Raw genomic sequence first — 22674 nt, forward strand, 5'->3', positions numbered from 1 at the left:
GATACTTGTTGTAATTTTGTTGAAAATAGAACCATGGGAATTAAAGAGATACAAGAAGAAATTATCGACGAGTTTTCAATGTTCGATGATTGGATGCAGCGGTACGAGTACATGATAGAATTGGGGAAGTCCCTTCCATTGATTAAAGAAGAATACAAGACCGATGATAACATCATCAAGGGTTGCCAAAGTAAAGTTTGGGTGCATGCAGAGTTAGAGGATAATAAATTGATATTTACGGCAGATAGCGATGCCATCATTACGAAAGGGATCATCGCTATTTTGATAAGGGTGTTTAGCGAACAAAAGCCTCAGGATATTTTAGATGCCGACACCCAATTCATTGATGAAATAGGTTTAAAAGAACATTTGTCACCTACCAGGGCAAATGGCTTGGTGAGTATGATCAAACAATTAAAATTATATGCAGTGGCATATCAAACACAAATTGAAGAATAGAACATTATGAGCGAAGAACATATAGCCGAAGATAGTGCTGAATTAGGAGAAAAAATTGTTAGGGTGTTGAAAACCATTTATGACCCTGAAATCCCTGTAGATATTTACGAATTAGGGCTTATCTACGATGTATTGGTCAATGAAGATAATGAGGTAAAGATATTGATGACCTTGACATCTCCAAATTGTCCAGTAGCGGAAACCCTGCCAGTAGAGGTTGAAGAAAAGGTAAAATCAATTAATGAGATAAAGGATGCTGAAGTGGAAATTACGTTTGACCCACCATGGACCCAAGATTTAATGAGCGAAGAAGCTAAATTGGAACTTGGTCTTTTATAGGAAAGAATTCTAAAAGGTCGAACACTTTCAAGGCATAATTATAGATAAATGCAAGACGAAATCGTTAATAGAGTAGCCCAAAGTAAATTAATCACCTTTAATCTTGAGGATTACTATCCTGAAGGTAAACGGATGGTTTTAGATATTAAGGATTGGTTGTTCGAAGGTTTCATTTTAAAAGAAAGAGATTTTCGGGCCTCTGTAGAAAACCATGATTGGTCTCAATATAAGGATGCCTACGTTGCATTGCATTGTTCTACAGATGCCATTATACCAGGGTGGGCATACATGTTAATTACCGTAAAGCTCTCCGAGTTTTCAAAAAAAGCGGTACAAGGAACCTTCGAAGATCTAGAGTCTTTTTTATATCAATCTGTAATTGAAAATTTGAACGTTTCTGAATTTCAAGATAAGTCCGTCATCATCAAAGGCTGTAGCAAAAAGCCCGTACCTGCAAATGCTTATTTATTTTTAGCTGAAAAATTAGTTCCTGTAGCTAAATCAATAATGTATGGCGAGGCATGCTCTTCGGTGCCTTTGTATAAAAGAAAATAGCAATTTCATATGTATGCTTTTTGGCTACAATTCTTACATTTGCGCCTTTATAGAATAGTAACACTAATAAATATGAAGAAAATTGTTTTAACTCTTGTGCTTGTGTTTTGCGCGAGTTTAGGTTTTTCGCAAACGGAAGATGAACTTAAAGCACAAATAGCACCTAAGAAAGATTCTATAGCCGCCATAAAAGGAAGGGTTGATGCCTTGCAAGCACAAATCGATAAACTTCCCGGTTGGAAAAAAGGTGCTTTTGGTACAATAGGGATGAACTTAAGTAGTTTCAACAACTGGTATGCCCAAGGTACTCCGAACAATTCATCAGGTAATATCGGTGTTATATTAAATGGCTATGCCAATCTTAATCAAGATAAGTACTTCTGGAGAAATTCGGGCAACGTGAACCTAAGTTGGGTAAAGTTTGATGATAAAGATGACCCTAACGATGATGATTCTTTTAGAAAATCGGCGGATGTGTTTACGATAAACTCGTTGTACGGACGAAAAATAACCGAAAAATTTGCAATCTCCGCACTTGGGGAATACCGAACAACTTTACTTGATAATTTTAATGATCCTGGATACCTAGATTTGGGGGTCGGAGCTACGTGGACTCCTATAACCGATTTGGTAGTGGTCGTACATCCTCTTAACTATAACTTTGTATTCAGTAAAGGAGACAATGTTTATGAGTCTTCGATGGGTGCCAAGATCGTAGCCGATTATACCAAGAAAATTGGAGCAGTCAATTTCAAGACCAATCTTTCTATGTTTCAGAGTTATAAAAGCGGGGATTTATCCAATTATACCTGGATCAATTCCTTGGGTTATACATTATGGAATGGTATAGGTCTAGGATTTGAATTTGGTTTAAGGAATAATAAACAAGAAGCTTTGAATTATGCCTTGACCGGCCCCACACCTGATCCAACGGCAACATTTGATTCTATAGACAATAAGTTACAGACCTATCTTTTGTTCGGTCTAAACTATGCTTTTTAATGTTCAGTTACAGTTTTGATCATAAAAAAGCCCTCTTAATAGAGGGCTTTTTTCGGTTAAGCAATTATCGTAAAATTTGGGATTTTACTTTTAGTTATAAGAAGTTAAATGTCGATTTGGGTCAACACTAACATTAAAGCACAAAGTAAAATTAGACCAATAGTATTGTGGGTGATAATTTATGTTGTGAATTTCACTCAATTTGTGGTGAGATTTATGAAGAGTTCATTTTCGTCGGTGAACTGCAGGAAATGCCTTATAATTGACGATCAATACTCATCTAAATTCTCTGGATACAGAAAATTATTATAGGGAAAGCGGGTCACATGGATGTCTCTAACCTCATCATAAACACGTTTCCTAAATTCATCCAAGTTTTCTTTATTCAAAGCGGAAATGAACAAGGCACGATCACCGATTTTCTCCATCCAGGTTTTTTTCCAATCGTTTATGGTAAAGTGTTTACCTGTACGCTCTGTAATTAAATCATCTTCATCTATCGTTTCTGGCTCGTATTGATCGATTTTATTAAAGACCATAATAATCTTTTTATCGGAGCTTTTGATTTCTGAAAGTATTTGGTTGACAGACTCGATGTGTTCCTCGAATTGTGGATGGGAAATATCAACGATATGTAATAGTAAATCAGCTTCCCGCACCTCATCCAAAGTGCTTTTAAAGCTTTCTACCAATTGTGTGGGCAGTTTTCTGATGAAACCGACGGTATCGCTTAGAAGGAAAGGAAGGTTGCCTAAAACCACTTTTCTAACGGTGGTATCCAATGTGGCGAACAACTTGTTTTCCGCAAAGACATCACTCTTGCTGATTACGTTCATGAGTGTAGATTTCCCTACGTTGGTGTAGCCTACCAAAGCCACACGAACCAATGCGCCGCGGTTCCCCCGTTGGGTCTCCATTTGACGGTCGATCTTCAGTAATTTCTTTTTGAGTAGGGTAATACGGTCACGCACAATACGTCTATCTGTTTCTATTTCAGTTTCACCTGGTCCACGCATCCCAATACCCCCTTTTTGGCGCTCTAAGTGAGTCCAAAGTCCGGTAAGTCTCGGTAATAGATACTCATATTGTGCAAGCTCTACTTGGGTACGGGCATAACTTGTCTGTGCTCTTTGGGCAAAGATGTCCAATATTAGACTAGTACGGTCAATAATTTTGCAGCGCAGCTGCTTTTCAATATTCCGTTGTTGTGCAGGAGTAAGTTCGTCATCGAAAATTACCGAACCGATTTCGTTTTCTTCAACGTAGCGCTCAACTTCCTCCATTTTTCCGGTACCGATTAAGGTCTTTGGGTTAGGAATGTCCATACGCTGTACAAAACGCTTGGTTACCTCACCCCCCGCTGTGTAGGTTAGGAATTCAAGTTCATCTAGATATTCCTTTACTTTTTCTTCATTCTGTTCTTTATTGATAATCCCAATAAGAACCGCCTTTTCATATTCTGTATCCTTCTTTTCTATCATAGTTGTGTAAAGTGCAAAATTAAGCAAATACCCCTATGCTATTTCGTATTTTTATTGACCCATTAAAAAGCTATATGCGAATACCATTTTTTAAGAAAAAGGTCAAGAAACAGCGATATGCGGTTGCGTTCTACAATTTAGAAAATCTATTTGATCCAGAACGAAATACCGCTACTTTAGATAGTGATTATACTCCTACCGGATTAAAAAAGTGGACACCAGAACGATACCGAAGAAAATTATCAAAGCTTGCGAAAACAATTGTCCATATTGGGGAGGATGGCCATCAGTATCCGCCGGTTTTGGTGGGGGTCGCCGAAGCGGAAAATAGCGGTGTTCTAAAAGACCTGTTGTCAACTGCCCCTTTAGATGGTTTGGATTATGGCTTTGTGCATTTTGAATCTCCCGATGAACGCGGTATCGATACAGGACTTCTTTACCGGCATAAGTTTTTTAAAGTGCTTCATTCAGAACCATTGGCATTGGTGGTCAATAATCCTGAAGGAATACGAGATATGACTCGAGATATTTTATATGTAAAAGGTGTACTTAACAATGAGTTGGTTCATGTTTTTGTGAATCATTGGCCTTCAAGACGTGATGGAGATGTTGAAACGGAGCACAAACGTATCGCGGCAGCTCAACAGATTGTTGAAAAGATAGAAGATATAGAACTGGTAGAACCAGACCCGAACATCATTGTTATGGGCGATTTTAACGATGACCCCTTATCGAAAAGTATTCAATTGTTGATGAGCGGCGCGCGTTTGTTTAATCCAATGCAAATTTTACATATACCGTTAAGTAGCGGTACTTCAACTTATAATAGTACGTGGAATCTTTTCGACCAAATTCTTATTTCAAATTCCTTTTTTAGTTTCGAAAAGGGAACACATAGTTTCGATACCGCTGCAATTTTTGATAATCCTTTCCTGAAAGAAAAGGAAGGCAAGTATAAAGGTACTCCCTACAGAACTTTTGTAGGGAATAGATATATGGGTGGATATAGTGATCACTTCCCTGTCTATGCGATGTTCAGCCTTAATTCCTGATAATAATTTTCGAAAGAAAAAACTTACACATCGAAAATTGGTGTTTTCACAACAAACAAATTGAAAGCTTGATGTATTTCATCGAATAAAACCTGTGTTTTATCCGATGTAGGTATAGGTTGGTATATTTGTAGTCTAAGTCTTACAAATATAAATACCTGCCTATGAATCATAAAAATACAATGTACAGCAAAAGCTCTTTTACCATTTTGCTTGGTATTGTTTTTTCATGTGTAAGCATCTTAAGTGGGCAAACGAAAAAACAACGTTTAGAAATATCAGCAGGTTACAAAACCGATATTTTGAATAATTTTAAATCAAACCTTGTTTCTGAGCACAAGGCTAAGACCATTCGCATAAAAGAGCTCGCCAAACAGAATAATTGGAAAATAAAAGAAACACTTGCCAATGGTAAGAAAATCGAGTTGCAGGAAATAGGGACTGATGGCAGTCCATTGTACTATGAGACTTATGCTGATCAAGCCGGTCTTGTTTCTAGGGCGAACACATTGAATACCAATGGAATCCTGGGTTTGGGTTTGGATGGTGAAGGAATGCAAGTAGGGGTTTGGGATTCTGGAATAGCTTTGGAAAACCATGTTGAATATTCTTCTCGGGTTATAAAGGGAGATGAGGCATCGGACATTGACTCTCATGCTACACGTGTTACCGGAAGTATCATCTCTACAGGTCATAAAAAGGAGGCCAAGGGAGTTGCCAACAAAGCAAGTGTCTTGACCCATGATTGGAGTAGAGATAAGATTGAAGTTACCGAGGCTGCTGCAAACGGACTTTTACTTTCTAACCATTCTTATGGAATAAAGGCAGACCGTGTTCCAGATTGGTATTTTGGAGCCTACACTAAAGTGGCCCAAGACTGGGACAAAATAATGTACAACGCTCCTTACTATCTAATGGTTACGGCTGCGGGTAACGCTCAAAAAAGTCGGGACAACGAAGCTCCTATCTACGGTACCACTGCAGATGGTTTTGATGTATTGTTAGGATTTACATTGACAAAGAACGGAATTACGGTTGCCGGTGCCAATTCTGAAATTGACCGAAACGGAAACTTAATCAGTTCAAATGTATCTGCCTACAGTAGTTTTGGACCAGTTGATGACGGAAGAATAAAACCAGATCTTGCTGGTGATGGAGGCTCCATACTTTCTACAGATTCGTATAGTAACACAAGCTACAATACATCTTCTGGTACGTCAATGGCTACTCCAGGTGTCACTGGTTCCTTATTATTGTTGCAACAGTACAATGAACAATTATATGGTTCCTATATGAAAGCGGCAACCTTAAAAGGTTTGGCGTTACATACAGCAGACGATATTGATAAAGCAGGGCCGGATTACAAAATGGGATGGGGAATTATGAACTCAAAAAGAGCGGCAGAAGTTCTTTTCAATAAAGATTTCACGAGCTATATTTCCGAGGAGTCCTTAGAAAATGAAGAAAAGTTTTCTTTTACGGTAACAGCCGAGGGAGAGGGTAGCCTTGTCGCATCTATTTCTTGGACAGATGTAGCTTCAAATTTTGTAAATAGTGGCGAATTGAATAATACCACCGCTGCCTTGGTGAATGATCTGGATATCAGGATTACCCAAAACGGTAAAACATTCCTTCCTTGGAAATTGAATCCGGCACAAGCGAGTAGTGCTGCTATTAAAGGTGATAATAGTGTTGACCCTTTTGAACGTATCGAAATACCGAATGCAAAAGGAACGTATACCATTACAGTAAGCCATAAAGGGAAATTAGAAAATAACAGTCAGGATTTCTCATTAATACTTTCTGGAGTAATGATGACCTCTTGTTCAGCTAAAGCACCCGAACAAGTTACCTTAGAAAAGGTCGATGCTACAGGAATTACCATAACTTGGGAAGGAAGTGAAGAAGGTCTTTATGAAGTTCAATATAAAGAAGTGAACCAACAAGACTGGTCAACGCAATATGTTGATACGAATGCATTTGCTTTGAAAGGCTTGATACAGGATAAGATTTATGCATTGAGATTCAGGACTTTTTGTTCCCAAAATGTGGCTTCTGAATATAGCGAGGTACTTTCTTTTGCCTTTAAGGGTCAGGAAACGGTCTTGGAAACGTTGACAACTTTAAGTTTAGATGATACACTTTCGTTTAATGTATATCCTAATCCTGCTGTAGATGAGATTCAATTGAACATTAAAACGAGTGATACGGCTATGTATCGTATTGTAAGTACCAGCGGTGTCGAATTAAAAATGAACGTGGTCAATAATGAACGGATCAACGTTTCTGATTTGCCTTCTGGACTTTATATCCTTCAAGTACAAGATTTTGATTTAAATAAGAGCGCAAAATTTTATAAATATTAAGTATTAAATTTTTTTCAAGCTTCCAAGCTTCTCTTAATTTTTGAAATTGCGGTTCAATCAATATAGTTAGAACGGCTATTCATATTTGTCAAGTGAAATAGTTGCTAATACCACTGAGTATACTTTGAACGGCATAAGAGGCTAAAATCAACCCCATGACTTTACTGATAACTGTTATTCCATAACTTCCAATATGTTTTTGAACATTATTGGCGGCTAATAATACTCCACAGGTAAGACCAATTACTAAAAGTACCAATGCCGTGGTAAGGGTTTGTTGCTCTATGGTATAGATGTGGTTATCCGTTAATAGTACGACCGCCATGATTGCCCCGGGAGAAGCGATGGACGGAATCGCAACAGGGAAAATGGTAACATGCTTATAATCGGTTATATGGCTTTTTTCCTCCTCTGGTTTTCCATCCCCAAAAATCATGGTCAATGCGAACAAGAATAGAATTACACCTCCGGATATTTGGAACGCATCTAAAGAAACGGACATGGCCTCTAGAATAAGCTGTCCGATGACAATGAAGAACAGTAGGATAAAAAAAGCGATTATCGATGCCCTTATGGCAATTTTCCGCTTATGTAGCTTGTCAAACTCTTTCGTTGCTTCTAGGTATACGGGAACAGATCCTATTGGGTCAATAACTGCAATTAGAAAAAATATAGAGGTTAGTATTTCTATCATTGTTATTGTATTCTTCTTGATTGTGTGGTAAAGGAGAGTCCCTGCTGGCCAACGGTAGAATTCATAATACCTTCGAACAAAGGCTCAGGACAATCTTTGGGTATTTTCCATTCAATAATGAAATTAGATCCAGTACCCCCCTCTATATCATGTTCGTCAATGATGATTTCAGTGGTCTCCAAGGGAGCGAGATAAATAGGATGGTTAAAATAGGTTCTTACCGAAGTGCCATGGGTATCGAAATATTCTGCTTTTAAAAGATATATAGTATCTTTTTCGCTTGTATTGCGAAGACTGACCATTGCCGTCAGGTTGTGTGTTTTATGCTCAGAACTACTGTAGATTTGCGAATAAATGGATAAGTATGATTTCCCATGCTCTAAAGAATCCTTGGGTTGCAGTGAAACCTGTCTTTTGGACCAATTTTCAGGATTTATAGAGCTCATCTCTACTTTTTTTTCGGCGCAGCCTATTAAAAGTACGTGGATGGAGAATAGAAAAATGAACTTTTTCATGGATAAGTAGTTTTTGGAAAATAGTGTCATATTCAAAATTACATCATTAGTATTCCTTTCCTAATAAGAGATTCTAATTTTTAGCATAGAATTAGGGAATCCTCTTGTTACTAGTTTTAATTCACTACTTTCTTTACTTCATCATCGTTCAACAGTGGTTCATTCCGTAATCTTAAAAAGACCTGTGCCGTAGTAAGTACATCTAATTCGCAATAGGTAATGATACGGTCTAAATCTTTCTCTTCATAATAAACATTGCGTACCATACTTCCATCTATATCCTCTTTTGGCGAGGGGATACCGAGAACATTGGCCATAAGTTTAAGGGAGGTATAGTGCTTATAATCGCCGAATTTCCATAAGTCCATAGTATCTAAGTGGGGTACTTCCCAAGGTTTTTTTCCAAAAAGGTCCAATTTGTAGGGCAGTGAAATGCAATGTACAATCATTCTACGGGCTATGTACGGAAAATCGAATTCTTTACCATTATGCGCACACATTACATTTTTCGAATGGTTAAAATGGCCGTTCAACAGCTGTTTGAATTCTTGCAAAAGTTTTGCTTCTTCTCCATGAAAAGTAGTTAACCTAAAACTCCGGTTTTCACCTTTCAAGGTGAAATAGCCAACAGAGATACAGATGATCTTGCCAAACTCGGCCCAAATGCCGGCACGGTCATAAAACTCTTCGGCGCTAAATTCATCTTTACGTTGGTACTGTGTTTTTTGTGACCAAAGCTCTTGTTTTTCCATATCTAATTGGTCAAACGAACTTTCTTCAGGCACCGTTTCGATATCCAAAAACAGGATGAGGTCAAGAGGTATTTTTTCAAGCATAGGTCTGTGAATTGCTATGAACTAGTAAATTAAGATAATTTCTTTAATATTTAGTTGTTGAATATTAAGGCAAAATAGGACATGGTGCAAGATGCCCGCAGATTGTTATGAATCTAGATCTATTTCTTGGAATAATCGTAAACCGACTAGTGGGTTTATTTTCATTTTACAGATTCAAATGAATATGATTGGTTAATAGTCAATCGTAGTGAAAAAATAGATAAACGGTGTTTTTTTAGTTTGAAAGAGAGGTAAATTGTTCCAAAGCGACCTATTGGTCTGTTTCAAACTTCCATTGTAGCCATAATATAGAGGGGTGGTAGGGATGAATTTTAAACAACAAAGCTGTTTAAAACAGGCTTTGTTGTTTAAAAGGACTTTCATGTTCCAAAAGCCATTGTTTACGGTGCAAGCCACCTGCATACCCGGTAAGTGAACCATCGCTACCTATGACGCGGTGACATGGAATGACAATCCATATGGGATTTTTTCCGTTCGCCGCTGCTACAGCTCTAATCGCTTTAATATCTCCCAAGGTTTTGGAAAGTTCTAGGTAAGACGTTGTTTGTCCGTAAGGTATATTTTGAAGTGCTTTCCAAACCCTTTTTTGAAATTCGGTACCCTCTGGTTTAAGGTCTAGTAGAAATTGCTTTCGGATGCCTTCAAAATATTCGTTCAGTTGATAAACGGCATCCTCTAAACTTTCCGGAATAATATCAGTGCGTATTTCTTCAGTATCAAGTACAATGATTGAAGCAATTCCGTGGCTGTCTCCTGTTATTTTGGCAACGCCCAATGGAGTTTTGACAAATGCCTCTTCCAATTTAATTTTTGTTTTCTGGGGTTTCTTTTTTGGGATGTTGCTTTTCAATGACTCCAGATGCTTGTGCCCTAGTCTCCCAATTCTTTCTGGCCAATACCTGTAAATCTGCTATACTATCGCTCTCGTCCATAATTTCGAGCCCTAACAGTGTTTCTATGACATCTTCCATGGTTACGATTCCACTTACCGAACCGTATTCGTCGACAACGAGTGCGATGGCCTCTCTTTTTTCGATCAATATTTCAAATAATGTGGGAATAGGGGTACTTCTGCGGGTCATTAAAATTTCCCGTTTAATTTCTGAAAGTGGAATGGCTCCATTTTGATTGATCATTTCTTCGAGAACCCTATCCTTCAAGACAAATCCTGTGATGTTATCACTTTTTTCATGGTAAACCGGGATTCTTGAAAATCTCACCTTAGGATTTTCCTTAAAAAAGTCTGCAATCGATTTTTCTTCAGATGCTATCTTCATCACTGCACGCGGGGTCATAATGTCCTTAACGAGAATTTGATCGAACCGCAATAAATTTTTAATGATGGTAGATTCTGATTTTTCAAAAACTCCTTCTTCGTGAGCCATATCGGTCATTGCATGAAAATCTTCCCTGCTTAATACACTACCATGATGTTGACCACCGCCCACCAACTTTGTAAATAAACGTAGTAACCATAAGAGGCCGATGTATTTGAGTCCCAAAACCATTATGTTCAGGGTCTTGGCCGCAAAATTGGAAAGTTGTTTCCAATAGGTTGCTCCTATAGTTTTAGGTATTATTTCAGAAGCCACCAAAATAAGAATGGTCATTAGGGTAGAGACAATACCTACCATAAGATCTTCGGTAAATTCAACACCGAAAATCGTGTGGTTTTCAGAGCCATATAATTCGGCATAGGCTACTTTTGCCTGTACCCCGACCAAAATCGCCCCGACCGTATGGGCAATCGTATTTATGGTAAGAATGGCAATTAGGGGTTGATCTACATCCCTTTTTAGAGATTCGAGCGTGTGTGCATAGGATTTACCTTCTTTAATCTTGACATTTATAAAGGTGGGTGTAATACTTAACAGTACCGCCTCTAAAATGGAGCAGAGAAAGGAGAAGAATATAGAGATAAAGGCGTAAAATATCAATAATCCCATAGGTTGTGTTTAGTTATCGAAGATATCAATAAAAATACTAAGGTTTGCGCTGTTTAGCATCTTCAAATGCCTGATAAAATATCTGTTGAATAGCCGAGCGAATATGTAAACTGTATAAATTGCGATTCTCGCGGGTTGGATAAACCCGATTCGACAGAAAAATATACACCAATTGGTTCTCTGGATCTGCCCAAACAAACGTACCGGTGAAACCGCTGTGGCCAAAACTTTCTTTACTTACTTCAGGAGCGGGGTAGGCATCTGCCAAGGAAAGCTCATTATTATTAAAATAGGGTTTGTCAAAGCCTAACCCTCTTCTATTTTCATTTTCAGGATATTGTACGCTGGTAAATTCTTTTAAGGTATTTTCTGAAATGTATCTTTTCCCATTGTAGATACCGTACTGCATATACATTTGCATAATTTTCGCCAAATCATCAGCGGTTCCAAATAGTCCGGCATTTCCTGAAATACCACCCAAGAGCGATGCGTTTTCATCATGGACCCATCCTTTGGTCAAGGTATGTCTGTACAGAGTGTCTAGTTCGGTGGGTACGATGTTATTGTCAAAATTCTTGGTACTGGGAAGAAATCCGAAAGTTTTCATACCAAGTGGTTTATAAAATTCCTCTTGCAAATATTCATCATAATGTTTTCCGGTCAATTCGGCGATCAACTCGGGAAAAATAAGAAAGCTTAATCCGGAATAAAGATACTTTTTATCTTTAGAAACTTCTGATCTATTAATTATTCTGTACATTTTATGGTTAAACCTATTTTTTACATAAACACCTTCAAATGCCTCATTTTCAAATCTTATATTCGATTTTTTTCTGAGAAATCTATGTTTAAACCGACCGTTATTTTTTAGTGTTTTATTCAAGAATACGATATAAGGGACTAAGCCCGCCTGATGAGCTAAAATTTCGCGTAGGGTCAGGTCTTTTTTGTCCTTTCTTCTTTTCCATGGTTTCCAATAGGTGCTAAAAGGTTTGTCTAAATCTAATTTACCGTCATCCACCAGTTTCATAAGAGCTGGCAAAGGGCCTAAAATTTTGGTTACCGATGCCAAATCGTAGATGTCGTTCAAAGCTACAGGTTGAATACTATCATAGGTGTGAAATCCATAGGCCTCATGAAAAATAATATTCCCTTCTTTTGCAATGAGTATCTGCGCTCCCGGAAACGCTTGGTTTTTTATACCGTTTGTTATGATGCTATCTACTTGATGATCAATAAAGAGTGAATCTAAATGATAGCTAGAAATATACGATTTTTGTAGGCCATGCCCTTTTGAAACTGAAAGCTTCTTCTGCCTATTTTCTTGGCTTTGTAATCCTAAACTTAAAAACCCAAAGAGTATAATTAAAGATGTTCGCATGAGATTTTTTATAATTTGAAATGACAATCAAATGGACTTTTAACCCATTAACTTCACAGCATCCTTTGCAAAATAACTTGCAATAATGGTTGCTCCGGCCCTTTTAATGGCTATCAATTGTTCCATCATTACAGCATCATGATCGAGCCAGCCCCTTTCGGAGGCTGCTTTTACCATAGCATATTCTCCAGATACTTGATAGACAGCAACGGGCACATCTACTTCATTGCGGATTTCGCGTACAATGTCTAAATAACATAGGCCTGGCTTTACCATTACAATATCCGCGCCTTCCTCAATATCCATTTGGGTTTCCCTTATGGCCTCGAATCTATTTGCGGAATCCATTTGGTAGCTTCTTTTATCTTTGGGTACATCTTTTAAATCGACCGGGGCGGAATCCAAGGCATCTCTAAACGGGCCATAAAATGCACTTGCGTATTTGGCACTGTAGGCCATAATGCCTGTATTGATTAACCCTTCATCTTCTAGGGCTTCTCTTATGCTGAGAATACGACCGTCCATCATATCACTCGGCGCTACGAAGTCAGCTCCTGCCTTAGCGTGCGAAAGGCTCATCTCGGTCAAAACCTCTACGCTTTCATCATTAAGTACCTTTCCATTGGCCACAATACCGTCATGGCCATAAGAGGAGTAGGGATCCAACGCAACATCGGTCATCACCAGCATCTCTGGACAGGCGTTTTTTACCGTTTTAATCGCCTTTTGCATCAATCCGTTTTCATTGAGCGCTTCCGAGCCTTTATTATCTTTCAAGTTATCGGGAACCTTAACAAATAAGAGAACGGAACATAGGCCCATTTTCCAAAGTTCTTTAACTTCTTTTTCAAGATTATCTAAGCTTAAGCGATAGTAATTGGGCATGGAGGGAATTTCTTCCTTAATTCCTTTTCCTTCAACTACAAAGAGCGGTACAAGAAAATCACTTGGTGTAATTATTGTTTCTCGAACCAGATGACGAATAGCTTCAGAACTTCGTAATCTTCTATTTCTAATAAGTGGATACATTTTTTATATTATGTTTTAAATTTCTATTTCTCCGGTTAAATAACAAGCCGCATGGCCGGTTATTTTAATTCGCTTCCCTAAATCCTCACATTTTAAATCACCTCCCCTTTGGGATAATTGTTGGGCGGTTAGTTTTGTTTTTCCTAATTCTTTAGACCAATACGGGGTTAAGGTCGTATGGGCCGAACCAGTTACCGGGTCTTCTGGAATTCCGCACTGTGGGGCGAAAAACCGGGATACAAAATCAACGTTAGTTCCCGAGGCGGAAACAATAACGCCCCTACAATCCAACTCGTTCAGGAGGCGGAAATTCGGCTGTATGTTCTCTATTATTTCTTGAGACTCATAAATAAGGAGGTAATCTGTTTTTCCCTTGAAGGTTTTCAAGGGAACTTTACCGATGGCTGTATTCATTTTTTCATGGGATGTTACAGGTTTCAGGTCGTCTGCAGGGAAATCGATGGTCATGCTTCCGTCGCCGTTCCTTTGAACGATTAGCTCGCCGCTTCGGGGAGAAATGAACCGAAGTGTATTTTCTTTATGCCCATAGTGGTTAAATAGCACAAAGGCGGCGGCTAATGTTGCATGTCCACAAAGGTCGACCTCCAATTCGGGTGTGAACCAACGGAGCTCGTAGTGGTTTGCTTTTTGAACTGTAAAGGCTGTTTCTGCTAAATTATTTTCTGCCGCAATATTTTGCATCAGTTCAGCTGAAATCCACGAATCAAGAATACACACTGCTGCTGGGTTACCTCCAAAAATGGTTTGCGTAAAAGCATCGATTTGAAATATTTTTTGCTTCATTATCATTCGGTTAATCCCACCCAAATTTACGATTTATCTCTTTGGCTTTTTCGATCCATTTTTTTGGGGCATCGAAACGATATCCAATATAAAGCTCTAGAAAGCTGATGGAATCGTCCATTACAAAATTGTCTAAAGAAGTACTGCTTAGCAGTTGCGTGTTAATGTTAATACCGCTAAAAAAAGATGCTGAGTTATAACCGCCGGATAACCTAAAGATAAGTTGGGCCAACCCGTTCATCGTGGTCTTTCCACCAGAATTCGTGATATCGAATCCCAATCCGCCAGTGGACCCAGCAGAAACGATGTAATTCTCATCAAAAATCCAATTGTAATAGTAACCTGGGCCAACGGCCATATTGAATGAATGTTCAGTCAAATTGCCTATTAAAGGATCTTCTAGTTTAAATTTTGTGAAATAGTATGATAACCTTGGAATAAAACTGCCTGCACTTTTTTTTTGCCATTCGTTTTGAAAACCTATAGCCCTAAAAGAAAAATCCTCATTGAAGATGTAACTGGTACTGCCACCTATTTTAGTAGTCTTTAAGTCTTCAATAGGTAATGTAATATCTTTGGTACGGATGAAGAATCCCTTTTGTTTATAAAAGTCGACTGTTTGCATGACGTGGTCAAAGAACATTCTAAAGTTAAGTGTTACCAATTTGGAATCTTCATTGTCCTTGTTTTCGGCCAGAAAATTAGGAGCGTAACCAATATCGAGCCCAATGGACCTAAATTGAACGGAAAGTCCTAAATAACTCTTATCATTGGGAATAAATTCGGTTTTTTCCTTGGTTTGCTTATCGGTTAAGGTAAAACTGTTGGAGGTGGTCTGTAGTGCTGCTCTAAAGGTTAGTTTATCTGGAAAGGTTTGAATATAGGAAGAATCTTGTGAATATAGAGTGCCACACAAGAGGCAAAGCATTAGAAAGTATAAAATAGTCTTTATGCCCATTCCTTAGGCCGCTTTAAAATGTTCAGTAAGCGCTCTTCTTCACTTCCTTCTTTGGGTTTATGGTCGTAGTGCCATTGAACATGTGGGGGTAGGCTCATTAGAATGCTTTCAATGCGTCCGTTAGTTCGCAAACCGAACAGCGTACCTTTATCATGTACGAGATTGAACTCTACATACCTTCCACGTCGTATTTCTTGCCAATCCCGTTGCTCTTTGGTATATGTAAGGTTTTTTCTTTTTAAAACAATCGGTATATAACTATCTAAAAATCTATTTCCTACCTCGGTGACAAAATTGTACCAAGCCTCCATATCCATTTCGGGGAGCGCTTTGCAATAATCGAAAAAGAGTCCGCCAATTCCTCGGGCTTCCTCTCTATGGGAGTTCCAGAAATATTCGTCACATCGCCGTTTGTAGTTTTGGTAAAAATCAGGATGATGTGGGTCACAAGCCTTTTTGCAAACGGAATGAAAATGATGTGCATCTTCATCAAAAAGGTAGTAAGGGGTTAGGTCTTGGCCTCCACCAAACCATTGGTCCACAATCGTACCATTCGCATCGTACAGTTCAAAATATCGCCAATTGGCATGAACGGTGGGCACCATCGGATTTTTAGGATGCAAGACCAAACTGAGTCCGCATGCAAAAAAATTAGCATCTTCAACCCCAAAATAGGTTTTCATGCTATCGGGAAGTTCGCCGTGTACCCCAGAAATATTGACGCCCCCTTTTTCAAAAACAGCTCCATTTTCAATAACACGGGTGTGGCCACCACCACCTTCAGAACGTTCCCAAATATCTTCTCGAAATTTAGCTTTACCGTCCACTTCTTCCAAAGTTTTGGTAATGGTATTCTGTAACTCTTGTATGTACTTGTAGAATTTATCCTTCATTTTCTAAGACATATAGTTCCATATCGAGCGCAGACTCCTTTGGAGGTGTAAATGCTTTTGGTAATGTTTCTATCCAAAGATAACCGCATTTTTCAGCAACCCGAATACTTGCCTGGTTACTTTTGTGAGCAATAATGCGAAGGGTCTCTAATTTTAATTCATTAAATGCGTAGTGAGAAAGTGCCTTTACGCTTTTTGTTGTATATCCTTTTCCTTCATATTGATACCCTATGCAATAGGCGAGCTCCGCTTCTTTTTTAACCCAATCTATTTCTTTAATGTATACCAAGCCCATGATTGTTCTATGTTGAATTTCTTTTAAAACAAAAAGAAATTCTTCTTTTTTAGCGAATTGCCGTACTTTATTCGCCACAAAGTATTGAGAGAGGGTAGGGGTTAAGTTCTGTTGTAAGGTTTGTGGAAAAAAGCGCTTAAACCTATCTGAATTTGTGGTCATAAGATCACAAATACGCCATGCATACTTTTCATGTACAGGTTCTATGATGAAATTGTCAAAATGATAGGTAAGCATTTAATCTTAGTTGTTTAAAGCGCAAGGTCTGCATCGGAGATTTTAGGATTTTCTTTTTGCTTTTTATACCAAAGGGCCAAACCAAAGGTAAGGACACCTAAGCGACCAATGAACATTAACAGAATCAAAACAATTTTTCCTGAAGTGTCTAAATCGCCCGTTATTCCTGTACTCAACCCAACCGTTCCTAAGGCGGAAGCTACCTCAAAAAGAATAGTTTCAAATTTAAAGTTATTGGTGTAGCTCACCAATAAGGTGCCCACTACCAGAAGCAAAGTGTAAAATATAAAGGTAGAAATCGCAATTTGTAAGCGTTCATTGGGGATTCTAACATTTAGAAAGGTTACTGTTTTTTTGCCTTGCAGGCCACTTTTCATAATGGCGAGTATAGCGGTGAGCGTGGTTATTTTAATGCCTCCGGCCGTACCGGAAGGTGAAGCCCCAACGTACATTAAAAAAATGGTGACCAATAAAATAGATTGAGAGAACATACCAATATCTACTGTATTAAAACCAACCGTGGTCATAGCACTCATGGCCTGAAAAAAGGAGGCCATAAATCGTTCTTTACCCTCAAGAAGCGACAGCGTAGGTTCTGTGAAATAGAGCAATGTGGTTCCTAAGGTGAGTAAAATCAGAAATCCGTAGACGATAATCTTGGTGGTAAAACTTAGCTGATGCACTTTGAGTTTTATCAACAGATAAAAATCGGTAGCCACGATGAATCCTAAAGAACCACAAATAGCCAAAATGCTTGTAACCGAGTTGATTAGACCATTATCCACGTAAGGTGCGAACCCGCTAGGGTCTAAACTAAAACCAGCGGTACAGAATGCACTTACACTATGAAAAATGGCGGACCATAACGCATCCCAAAAAGCAAATCCTTCACCAGTAAATGCGATAAAGAATAAGATTGCACCAATAGTCTCCATAACAACGGTAAATAGTATCACCGACTTCAGAAAATCGCTGATATGTAATGTTTTTGGCAACGTAAATTCCGTTTGAAGAATTTTCTGATGCCAATGCGTCATTTTTCTGGTGGTAGAAAGAATGATAAACGTTGTAAACGTCAAATAACCTATACCTCCCAATTGAAACATCACCATAATGACCAACTGACCAAAAAAGTTGTACGAAGCTACTAAGGGTACGGTAAGCAGACCTGTGGTGGATACCGCCGAAGCTGCCGTAAAAAGGTTATCTACAAAACCAATAGGTTTATTTTGTAAAAAAGGCAGACAAAGTATTAAAAATCCTGCAGAGATATAAGTTAGAAAACCATAGAATAAAGTTTGTTGTGGGGTGAGCCCCAATTTAAACTTCTTGTATTTTTTGCTTGCCTTTTTATCGAGACGCATGGTCATTCCATTTTATATTCCTTTACGGCGTCTATGAACGCTTTGGCATTTTCCACAGGTACGTTGGGGAGAATTCCATGTCCTAAGTTTACCACATAACTGTCCTTGCCAAATTCATTGATCATTTGGTGTACCATCTTTTTTATTTCGGATGGAGGTGATAGTAGCCGCGCTGGGTCAAAATTACCTTGTAAAGTAATTTTTCCTCCGCTCAAGTAACGTGCATTTCTAGCAGAACACGTCCAGTCTACACCCAATGCAGACGCTCCAGATTTGGCCATATCGCCTAAAGCGAACCAGCAGCCTTTGCCAAAAACGATAACCGGGGTTTCCTCTTTCAAGGCATCTATAATCTGTTGAATGTACTGCCAAGAGAATTCTTGGTAGTCGGTTGGGGAAAGCATACCGCCCCAGGAATCGAATACCTGAACCGCATTTACACCGGCGGCGACCTTAGCCTTTAGATAGGCAATAGTGGTATCGGTGATTTTTTGCAAAAGTTCATGAGCCACCACGGGTTGGGTAAAGCACAATTCTTTGGCCTTGTCAAAGGTTTTACTTCCCTGGCCCTGTACGCAATAACAGAGAATGGTCCACGGTGAACCGGCAAAGCCAATTAACGGAATCTCATCGTTCAATTTTTCTTTGGTTGCTTTTATCGCCTCCATCACATACCCCAATGTTTCATGAACATCGGGTACGATGACGCTGTCCAAATCTTTTTGTGAACGTATAGGGTGCGGTAAATACGGACCAAAATTGGGTTTCATTTCCACCTCAATATTCATGGCCTGCGGAATGACCAAGATATCACTGAATAAAATGGCCGCATCCATACCATATCTGCGAATGGGCTGTACGGTAATTTCAGAAGCTAGTTCAGGAGTTTGGCAGCGGGTGAAGAAATCATATTTTTCTTTGATGGCCATAAATTCGGGCAAATATCTACCAGCTTGGCGCATCATCCAAACGGGGGGTCTTTCTACGGTTTCGCCTTTTAGGGCTTTTAGGAATAAGTCGTTTTTCATGTTGGCGATTAGCCTTTAGCCATTGGCTGTTAGCTATTTTTTATTTTACTGATTAAACTATTGATCATCTTTGCCTCTGTATTCAGCAATTCAATGACCGATTTGATATCGGAGCCATCCAAAAGTTGTAATTCCTGTGAAATGATCAGTTGTGTTTCAACCTCAAAAAGAGAACCTAAGGCAATTTCCAAAAATCGTTTAAATTCAATTTCACTATTTCTACTACATCCTTCAGCTATATTTGAAGGGATTGAGACTGCTGCTCTCGTCATTTGACTTTTAAGTCCGTATTTTTCTTCCTTAGGAAACTTGTCAGCTAACGCATATACCTGTTTCACTAGGCTTATGCCATTTTTCCAAATTTCAAGTTTTCTGAAGTCTCGCATTTCAAAAAGCTAAATACTAATGGCTAAAAGCCAGAAGCTATTTGTTATAATCTTCGTTTACCAAATCGATGACACTTTCTACCGTGGGTATTTTGGCAACTTTGACTTCCTTAAAATATGCTCTTGCCGCCTTGGCAGTTGTTTCGCCAATACAATAGGCAATTTTATCGGCGGAATTTTCCTTTAGGTAGCTTTCTACGTTGGAGGGACTGTAGAACAAAATCCCTTTTACTTCGTCCGGAATTGCTTTTCCAGATAGTTTTGTCCTATAGGCCTCTATGCCGTTCACCGTGATATTGTTATCTTCCAATATGGTGGGTAAATCCTCTAAACTTAAATTCCCGTGAAAATAGGTCACTTCGGTACCTTCCATAAATTCTACCAAATAGTTGGCTAAATCGGTTGCGTTGTTTTCAAAGTGAGCTACTTGCCCAAGTTTCTTTCGAATCAATCTGCGTGTCTTTCGGCCCACACAATAGATGTTTTCGAATTTCAATTCGGCAGCATCGATGCTTGTCAATACAGCCTCAATGGCATTTTTACTGGTAAAGACAACATTTTTGATTTCCTTTTTCAGGATAATGGGCGAGATACGGTTCGGACTGATTTTAATAAAATCATCTGAATCTGAGGTAATCGATATATGCAAGCGCTGTTGCTGCTCCGGAGTCAATTTTTTGGTCGAAAAGACATCAATTGTCTTTCCAGCATTGGCCAATTCCGTCATCAAGCGCTTACCGCCCCTAGCCAGAATACTCTTGGCGCAATCAATCCCCAAATTTTTATGTTTCCCTAAAGGCGCGGTTAAATTCGCTTCAAGTTTTTTGGTTCCATCAACATTCAACAAAACACCTTTGAGGGTCACTATATTTTCTTTGTCGATATAGGATAAGGCTCCGATCGGAGCGCTACAACCTCCTTCAAGTTCCCTAAGAAATTCACGTTCTAAAGTTACACAAATATCAGTTTCTTCATGATTGAGTTGGGCGCAAGCTGCACGAATTTCTTCATCCTCTTCTAGGGCGACCACCATGATGGCACCCTGGGCCGGGGCCGGAAGCATCCAGGTCAATCCAATGGTATTTTCTGGTTCCAGACCAATACGTTCCAAACCTGCAGCAGCGAAAATGGCTCCGTTCCATTCATTGGTATACAGTTTTTCTAGTCGACTGTTTACGTTCCCCCTTAAATCTACGATGGTATGGGTTGGGTAGCGGTTCAGCCATTGTGCCTGGCGTCGTAAACTACCCGTAGCAATAACCGCATCTCTAGAGCCTAAAAATTCCTCGTTGTCATTATAGGCCATGATGTCCATGTAATTGCCGCGTTTTAATACCGCCGCTTTTACAATGCCTTTAGGTAAAGCGGTGGGTACATCTTTCATGGAATGAACGGCAATATCAATAGTGCCGTTGAGCATGGCAACATCCAAGGTTTTGGTGAAAATACCGGTAATGCCCAATTCGTACAAAGGCTTGTCCAATACTAAATCTCCCGTAGATTTCACGGGAACGAGTTGTACCCTGTGCCCAAAAGTTTCCAGTTGTTTTTTAACGGTATTGGCCTGCCAAAGCGCAAGTTCACTATCTCGTGTGCCTAGTCTAATTATTTTACTCATTATTGGTCCAATTCTAATTGGAATATTTTTTGGATAAACTCTAAACTAGAAGTAGAATCTATGGAGTCATCCTTTAGGTGATTGGCAAATTGTGTCGTTATCTTTTGGATAATACGATTGGAGATGATGTCGGCCTGATCTGCATTGAAATTGAGCGTTTTTTTGGATTGATAATCCATCTCCTCGTCTTTTATCGTTTTTAGTTTTTTCTTTAACGCTTTTATGACCGGAGCAAATTTTCGGGTTTCGAGCCATTGGTTGAAATCGTTCATGACTTCTTGGTTAATAGCTTCTGCCTCTGGAATGAACTGTTTTCTTCGCTCCAGGGTTTCGTCGGTCATTTGCGATAAGTGATCTAAATGTACTACGGTCACATGCTCCAAATCTGACACGGCATCATCAACGTTTTTTGGAACGGACAGATCCAATATCAATAGGGGCTTTTTGGTGTAGATCAGTTCTTTGGTAATCGTAGGTTTATTTGCACCGGTGGCAACGACCAGTACATCGGCCTTTCTTATTTCGGGTTGAAGATCTCCGTAATCCTTCACCATAAGATTGAACTTTCCAGCTACTTGTTCCGCCTTCCCTTTAGTTCTGTTAATGAGGGTGATATGTGGGTTTTTGGTATGCTTAATCAGGTTTTCACACGTATTGCGTCCTATTTTACCTGTTCCGAAAAGCAGAATGTTCTTTTCTGAAATATTAGGAACGTTCTTTAAGATGTATTGTACCGAGGCAAAAGCGACCGAAGTTGCACCCGATGAAATCTCGGTTTCGTTCTTGATACGTTTACTAGCTTGTATAATGTTGTTGCACAGACGCTCGATGAACGGATTGGCAATACCCAATTCTTTAGAACGCTTAAAGCTTTGTTTTAGTTGACTGATGATTTCAAAATCTCCTAGAATCTGACTATCCAATCCCGTTCCTACGCGGAATAAGTGATTGATCGCCTCTTTGTTTTTGTACACATAGGCAACTTCTTGAAACGCCTCAACGGTACCATTTGAATGGTCGCACAATAATTTGATAAGTTGAAAAGGATGCTGGGCAAAACCATGCAATTCTGTACGGTTACAGGTAGAGGTAGCTAAAAGGCCATCGATCCCCTGCTCCTTTGCCTCAACCAATAGCTTGTTAACCGCTACTTCGTCTAAGCTGAATTTACCTCTTGCTTCGGCATCGGCCTTCTTGTAGTTGAGGCCAATGGTATAAAAAGAGTTGTGTTTAGAAATATGATAGTCTTTCATAAAGCGGATACAAAAGTATGGGTGTCAATCAAATAAAAATAACGCTAGCGGTACAATTAGTGTCGACGGCAGAATTTTTAGGCCTAATTTGAAATATTTCCGTTGAAATGCCATACTTTTATGATGCTAAGAACTACAAACAATCAATTTATTTAGACGCTT

The 22674-nt window shown here is 39.1% G+C and carries 23 protein-coding genes; 6 read left to right on the forward strand and 17 right to left on the reverse strand.

Features of this window, described 5'->3' with window-relative positions:
• The first annotated feature begins 33 nt into the window (after positions 1 to 33).
• The 4 genes from ACNR9Q_RS04035 to ACNR9Q_RS04050 all read left to right on the forward strand — a co-directional run bounded on the left by ACNR9Q_RS04035 (position 34) and on the right by ACNR9Q_RS04050 (position 2355).
• The gene (locus ACNR9Q_RS04035; RefSeq protein ID WP_419213325.1) at positions 34 to 459 is read left to right on the forward strand and encodes a SufE family protein; all 426 of its coding nucleotides are present in this window, start codon (positions 34 to 36) and stop codon (positions 457 to 459) included.
• 6 nt (positions 460 to 465) lie between these two features.
• Positions 466 to 798: an SUF system Fe-S cluster assembly protein gene (locus tag ACNR9Q_RS04040; protein WP_419213326.1), complete on the forward strand. Its 333-nt coding sequence runs from the start codon at positions 466 to 468 to the stop codon at positions 796 to 798.
• A 48-nt stretch (positions 799 to 846) separates the two neighbouring features.
• The gene (locus ACNR9Q_RS04045) at positions 847 to 1353 is read left to right on the forward strand and encodes a DUF2480 family protein (RefSeq protein WP_419213327.1); all 507 of its coding nucleotides are present in this window, start codon (positions 847 to 849) and stop codon (positions 1351 to 1353) included.
• 72 nt (positions 1354 to 1425) lie between these two features.
• Positions 1426 to 2355, forward strand: coding sequence for a DUF3078 domain-containing protein (locus tag ACNR9Q_RS04050; protein WP_419213328.1), 930 nt, complete (start codon positions 1426 to 1428; stop codon positions 2353 to 2355).
• A gap of 269 nt (positions 2356 to 2624) precedes the next feature.
• Here the strand turns inward: ACNR9Q_RS04050 and hflX are convergent, their stop codons facing one another.
• A complete protein-coding gene (hflX, locus tag ACNR9Q_RS04055; RefSeq protein ID WP_419213329.1) occupies positions 2625 to 3836 on the reverse strand; it encodes a GTPase HflX in 1212 nt (403 codons plus the stop codon).
• Positions 3837 to 3910: 74 nt separating this feature from the next.
• Here hflX and ACNR9Q_RS04060 point away from each other — a divergent pair, with 74 nt between their 5' ends.
• Positions 3911 to 4888: an endonuclease/exonuclease/phosphatase family protein gene (locus ACNR9Q_RS04060; RefSeq protein WP_419213330.1), complete on the forward strand. Its 978-nt coding sequence runs from the start codon at positions 3911 to 3913 to the stop codon at positions 4886 to 4888.
• 164 nt (positions 4889 to 5052) lie between these two features.
• Positions 5053 to 7254: a S8 family serine peptidase gene (locus tag ACNR9Q_RS04065; protein WP_419213331.1), complete on the forward strand. Its 2202-nt coding sequence runs from the start codon at positions 5053 to 5055 to the stop codon at positions 7252 to 7254.
• 88 nt (positions 7255 to 7342) lie between these two features.
• Here the strand turns inward: ACNR9Q_RS04065 and ACNR9Q_RS04070 are convergent, their stop codons facing one another.
• From ACNR9Q_RS04070 to hemA, 16 genes are all read right to left on the reverse strand, one after another.
• Positions 7343 to 7948 (reverse strand): MarC family protein, encoded by a 606-nt coding sequence (locus ACNR9Q_RS04070; RefSeq protein WP_419213332.1) that lies wholly within the window; start codon positions 7946 to 7948, stop codon positions 7343 to 7345.
• A 2-nt stretch (positions 7949 to 7950) separates the two neighbouring features.
• Complete coding sequence (locus ACNR9Q_RS04075) at positions 7951 to 8463, reverse strand: DUF3124 domain-containing protein (protein WP_419213333.1); 513 nt, start codon at positions 8461 to 8463, stop codon at positions 7951 to 7953.
• A 116-nt stretch (positions 8464 to 8579) separates the two neighbouring features.
• Positions 8580 to 9299: a 3'-5' exonuclease gene (locus ACNR9Q_RS04080; protein WP_419213334.1), complete on the reverse strand. Its 720-nt coding sequence runs from the start codon at positions 9297 to 9299 to the stop codon at positions 8580 to 8582.
• 349 nt (positions 9300 to 9648) lie between these two features.
• Entirely contained in the window at positions 9649 to 10122 is a 474-nt protein-coding gene (locus ACNR9Q_RS04085; RefSeq protein ID WP_419213335.1) for a methylated-DNA--[protein]-cysteine S-methyltransferase, read from the reverse strand.
• 1 nt (position 10123) lies between these two features.
• Positions 10124 to 11266, reverse strand: coding sequence for a CNNM domain-containing protein (locus ACNR9Q_RS04090; RefSeq protein ID WP_419213336.1), 1143 nt, complete (start codon positions 11264 to 11266; stop codon positions 10124 to 10126).
• A gap of 37 nt (positions 11267 to 11303) precedes the next feature.
• A complete protein-coding gene (locus ACNR9Q_RS04095; protein WP_419213337.1) occupies positions 11304 to 12647 on the reverse strand; it encodes a serine hydrolase domain-containing protein in 1344 nt (447 codons plus the stop codon).
• Positions 12648 to 12686: 39 nt separating this feature from the next.
• Positions 12687 to 13676 carry a porphobilinogen synthase gene (gene hemB, locus ACNR9Q_RS04100; RefSeq protein WP_419213338.1) on the reverse strand — a complete coding sequence of 330 codons (990 nt, stop codon included), beginning with the start codon at positions 13674 to 13676 and terminating at the stop codon, positions 12687 to 12689.
• Between the two features lie 15 nt (positions 13677 to 13691).
• Positions 13692 to 14480, reverse strand: coding sequence for a PhzF family phenazine biosynthesis protein (locus ACNR9Q_RS04105; RefSeq protein ID WP_419213339.1), 789 nt, complete (start codon positions 14478 to 14480; stop codon positions 13692 to 13694).
• 10 nt (positions 14481 to 14490) lie between these two features.
• The gene (locus ACNR9Q_RS04110) at positions 14491 to 15438 is read right to left on the reverse strand and encodes a DUF4421 family protein (protein WP_419213340.1); all 948 of its coding nucleotides are present in this window, start codon (positions 15436 to 15438) and stop codon (positions 14491 to 14493) included.
• Positions 15429 to 16331 carry an oxygen-dependent coproporphyrinogen oxidase gene (gene hemF, locus ACNR9Q_RS04115; RefSeq protein WP_419213341.1) on the reverse strand — a complete coding sequence of 301 codons (903 nt, stop codon included), beginning with the start codon at positions 16329 to 16331 and terminating at the stop codon, positions 15429 to 15431. The genes ACNR9Q_RS04110 and hemF overlap by 10 nt, the downstream gene beginning before the upstream one ends.
• Positions 16321 to 16863: a GNAT family N-acetyltransferase gene (locus ACNR9Q_RS04120; protein ID WP_419213342.1), complete on the reverse strand. Its 543-nt coding sequence runs from the start codon at positions 16861 to 16863 to the stop codon at positions 16321 to 16323. Before ACNR9Q_RS04120 ends, hemF begins: the two co-directional genes overlap by 11 nt.
• Positions 16864 to 16877: 14 nt before the next feature.
• Positions 16878 to 18227, reverse strand: a complete 1350-nt coding sequence (locus ACNR9Q_RS04125) for a TrkH family potassium uptake protein (RefSeq protein ID WP_419213343.1) — start codon at positions 18225 to 18227, stop codon at positions 16878 to 16880.
• A 2-nt stretch (positions 18228 to 18229) separates the two neighbouring features.
• Positions 18230 to 19255 (reverse strand): uroporphyrinogen decarboxylase, encoded by a 1026-nt coding sequence (gene hemE / locus ACNR9Q_RS04130; protein ID WP_419213344.1) that lies wholly within the window; start codon positions 19253 to 19255, stop codon positions 18230 to 18232.
• A gap of 29 nt (positions 19256 to 19284) precedes the next feature.
• Positions 19285 to 19641, reverse strand: coding sequence for a four helix bundle protein (locus ACNR9Q_RS04135; RefSeq protein ID WP_419213345.1), 357 nt, complete (start codon positions 19639 to 19641; stop codon positions 19285 to 19287).
• Between the two features lie 37 nt (positions 19642 to 19678).
• The gene (hemC, locus tag ACNR9Q_RS04140; RefSeq protein WP_419213346.1) at positions 19679 to 21259 is read right to left on the reverse strand and encodes a hydroxymethylbilane synthase; all 1581 of its coding nucleotides are present in this window, start codon (positions 21257 to 21259) and stop codon (positions 19679 to 19681) included.
• Positions 21259 to 22512, reverse strand: a complete 1254-nt coding sequence (hemA, locus tag ACNR9Q_RS04145) for a glutamyl-tRNA reductase (RefSeq protein ID WP_419213347.1) — start codon at positions 22510 to 22512, stop codon at positions 21259 to 21261. Before hemA ends, hemC begins: the two co-directional genes overlap by 1 nt.
• Positions 22513 to 22674: the final 162 nt, after the last annotated feature.

The organism is Maribacter sp. X9, from assembly GCF_048537565.1.
GTDB lineage: Bacteria > Bacteroidota > Bacteroidia > Flavobacteriales > Flavobacteriaceae > Maribacter.

What these genes read in the sequence shown, in the direction of transcription:
- ACNR9Q_RS04035 (WP_419213325.1), top strand. Translation starts at nt 34, where the DNA reads ATGGGAATTAAAGAGATACAAGAAGAAATTATCGACGAGTTTTCAATG.
- ACNR9Q_RS04040 (WP_419213326.1), top strand. Translation starts at nt 466, where the DNA reads ATGAGCGAAGAACATATAGCCGAAGATAGTGCTGAATTAGGAGAAAAA.
- ACNR9Q_RS04045 (WP_419213327.1), top strand. Translation starts at nt 847, where the DNA reads ATGCAAGACGAAATCGTTAATAGAGTAGCCCAAAGTAAATTAATCACC.
- ACNR9Q_RS04050 (WP_419213328.1), top strand. Translation starts at nt 1,426, where the DNA reads ATGAAGAAAATTGTTTTAACTCTTGTGCTTGTGTTTTGCGCGAGTTTA.
- hflX (WP_419213329.1), bottom strand. Translation starts at nt 3,836, where the DNA reads ATGATAGAAAAGAAGGATACAGAATATGAAAAGGCGGTTCTTATTGGG.
- ACNR9Q_RS04060 (WP_419213330.1), top strand. Translation starts at nt 3,911, where the DNA reads ATGCGAATACCATTTTTTAAGAAAAAGGTCAAGAAACAGCGATATGCG.
- ACNR9Q_RS04065 (WP_419213331.1), top strand. Translation starts at nt 5,053, where the DNA reads ATGAATCATAAAAATACAATGTACAGCAAAAGCTCTTTTACCATTTTG.
- ACNR9Q_RS04070 (WP_419213332.1), bottom strand. Translation starts at nt 7,948, where the DNA reads ATGATAGAAATACTAACCTCTATATTTTTTCTAATTGCAGTTATTGAC.
- ACNR9Q_RS04075 (WP_419213333.1), bottom strand. Translation starts at nt 8,463, where the DNA reads ATGAAAAAGTTCATTTTTCTATTCTCCATCCACGTACTTTTAATAGGC.
- ACNR9Q_RS04080 (WP_419213334.1), bottom strand. Translation starts at nt 9,299, where the DNA reads ATGCTTGAAAAAATACCTCTTGACCTCATCCTGTTTTTGGATATCGAA.
- ACNR9Q_RS04090 (WP_419213336.1), bottom strand. Translation starts at nt 11,266, where the DNA reads ATGGGATTATTGATATTTTACGCCTTTATCTCTATATTCTTCTCCTTT.
- ACNR9Q_RS04095 (WP_419213337.1), bottom strand. Translation starts at nt 12,647, where the DNA reads ATGCGAACATCTTTAATTATACTCTTTGGGTTTTTAAGTTTAGGATTA.
- hemB (WP_419213338.1), bottom strand. Translation starts at nt 13,676, where the DNA reads ATGTATCCACTTATTAGAAATAGAAGATTACGAAGTTCTGAAGCTATT.
- ACNR9Q_RS04105 (WP_419213339.1), bottom strand. Translation starts at nt 14,480, where the DNA reads ATGAAGCAAAAAATATTTCAAATCGATGCTTTTACGCAAACCATTTTT.
- ACNR9Q_RS04110 (WP_419213340.1), bottom strand. Translation starts at nt 15,438, where the DNA reads ATGGGCATAAAGACTATTTTATACTTTCTAATGCTTTGCCTCTTGTGT.
- hemF (WP_419213341.1), bottom strand. Translation starts at nt 16,331, where the DNA reads ATGAAGGATAAATTCTACAAGTACATACAAGAGTTACAGAATACCATT.
- ACNR9Q_RS04120 (WP_419213342.1), bottom strand. Translation starts at nt 16,863, where the DNA reads ATGCTTACCTATCATTTTGACAATTTCATCATAGAACCTGTACATGAA.
- ACNR9Q_RS04125 (WP_419213343.1), bottom strand. Translation starts at nt 18,227, where the DNA reads ATGCGTCTCGATAAAAAGGCAAGCAAAAAATACAAGAAGTTTAAATTG.
- hemE (WP_419213344.1), bottom strand. Translation starts at nt 19,255, where the DNA reads ATGAAAAACGACTTATTCCTAAAAGCCCTAAAAGGCGAAACCGTAGAA.
- ACNR9Q_RS04135 (WP_419213345.1), bottom strand. Translation starts at nt 19,641, where the DNA reads ATGCGAGACTTCAGAAAACTTGAAATTTGGAAAAATGGCATAAGCCTA.
- hemC (WP_419213346.1), bottom strand. Translation starts at nt 21,259, where the DNA reads ATGAGTAAAATAATTAGACTAGGCACACGAGATAGTGAACTTGCGCTT.
- hemA (WP_419213347.1), bottom strand. Translation starts at nt 22,512, where the DNA reads ATGAAAGACTATCATATTTCTAAACACAACTCTTTTTATACCATTGGC.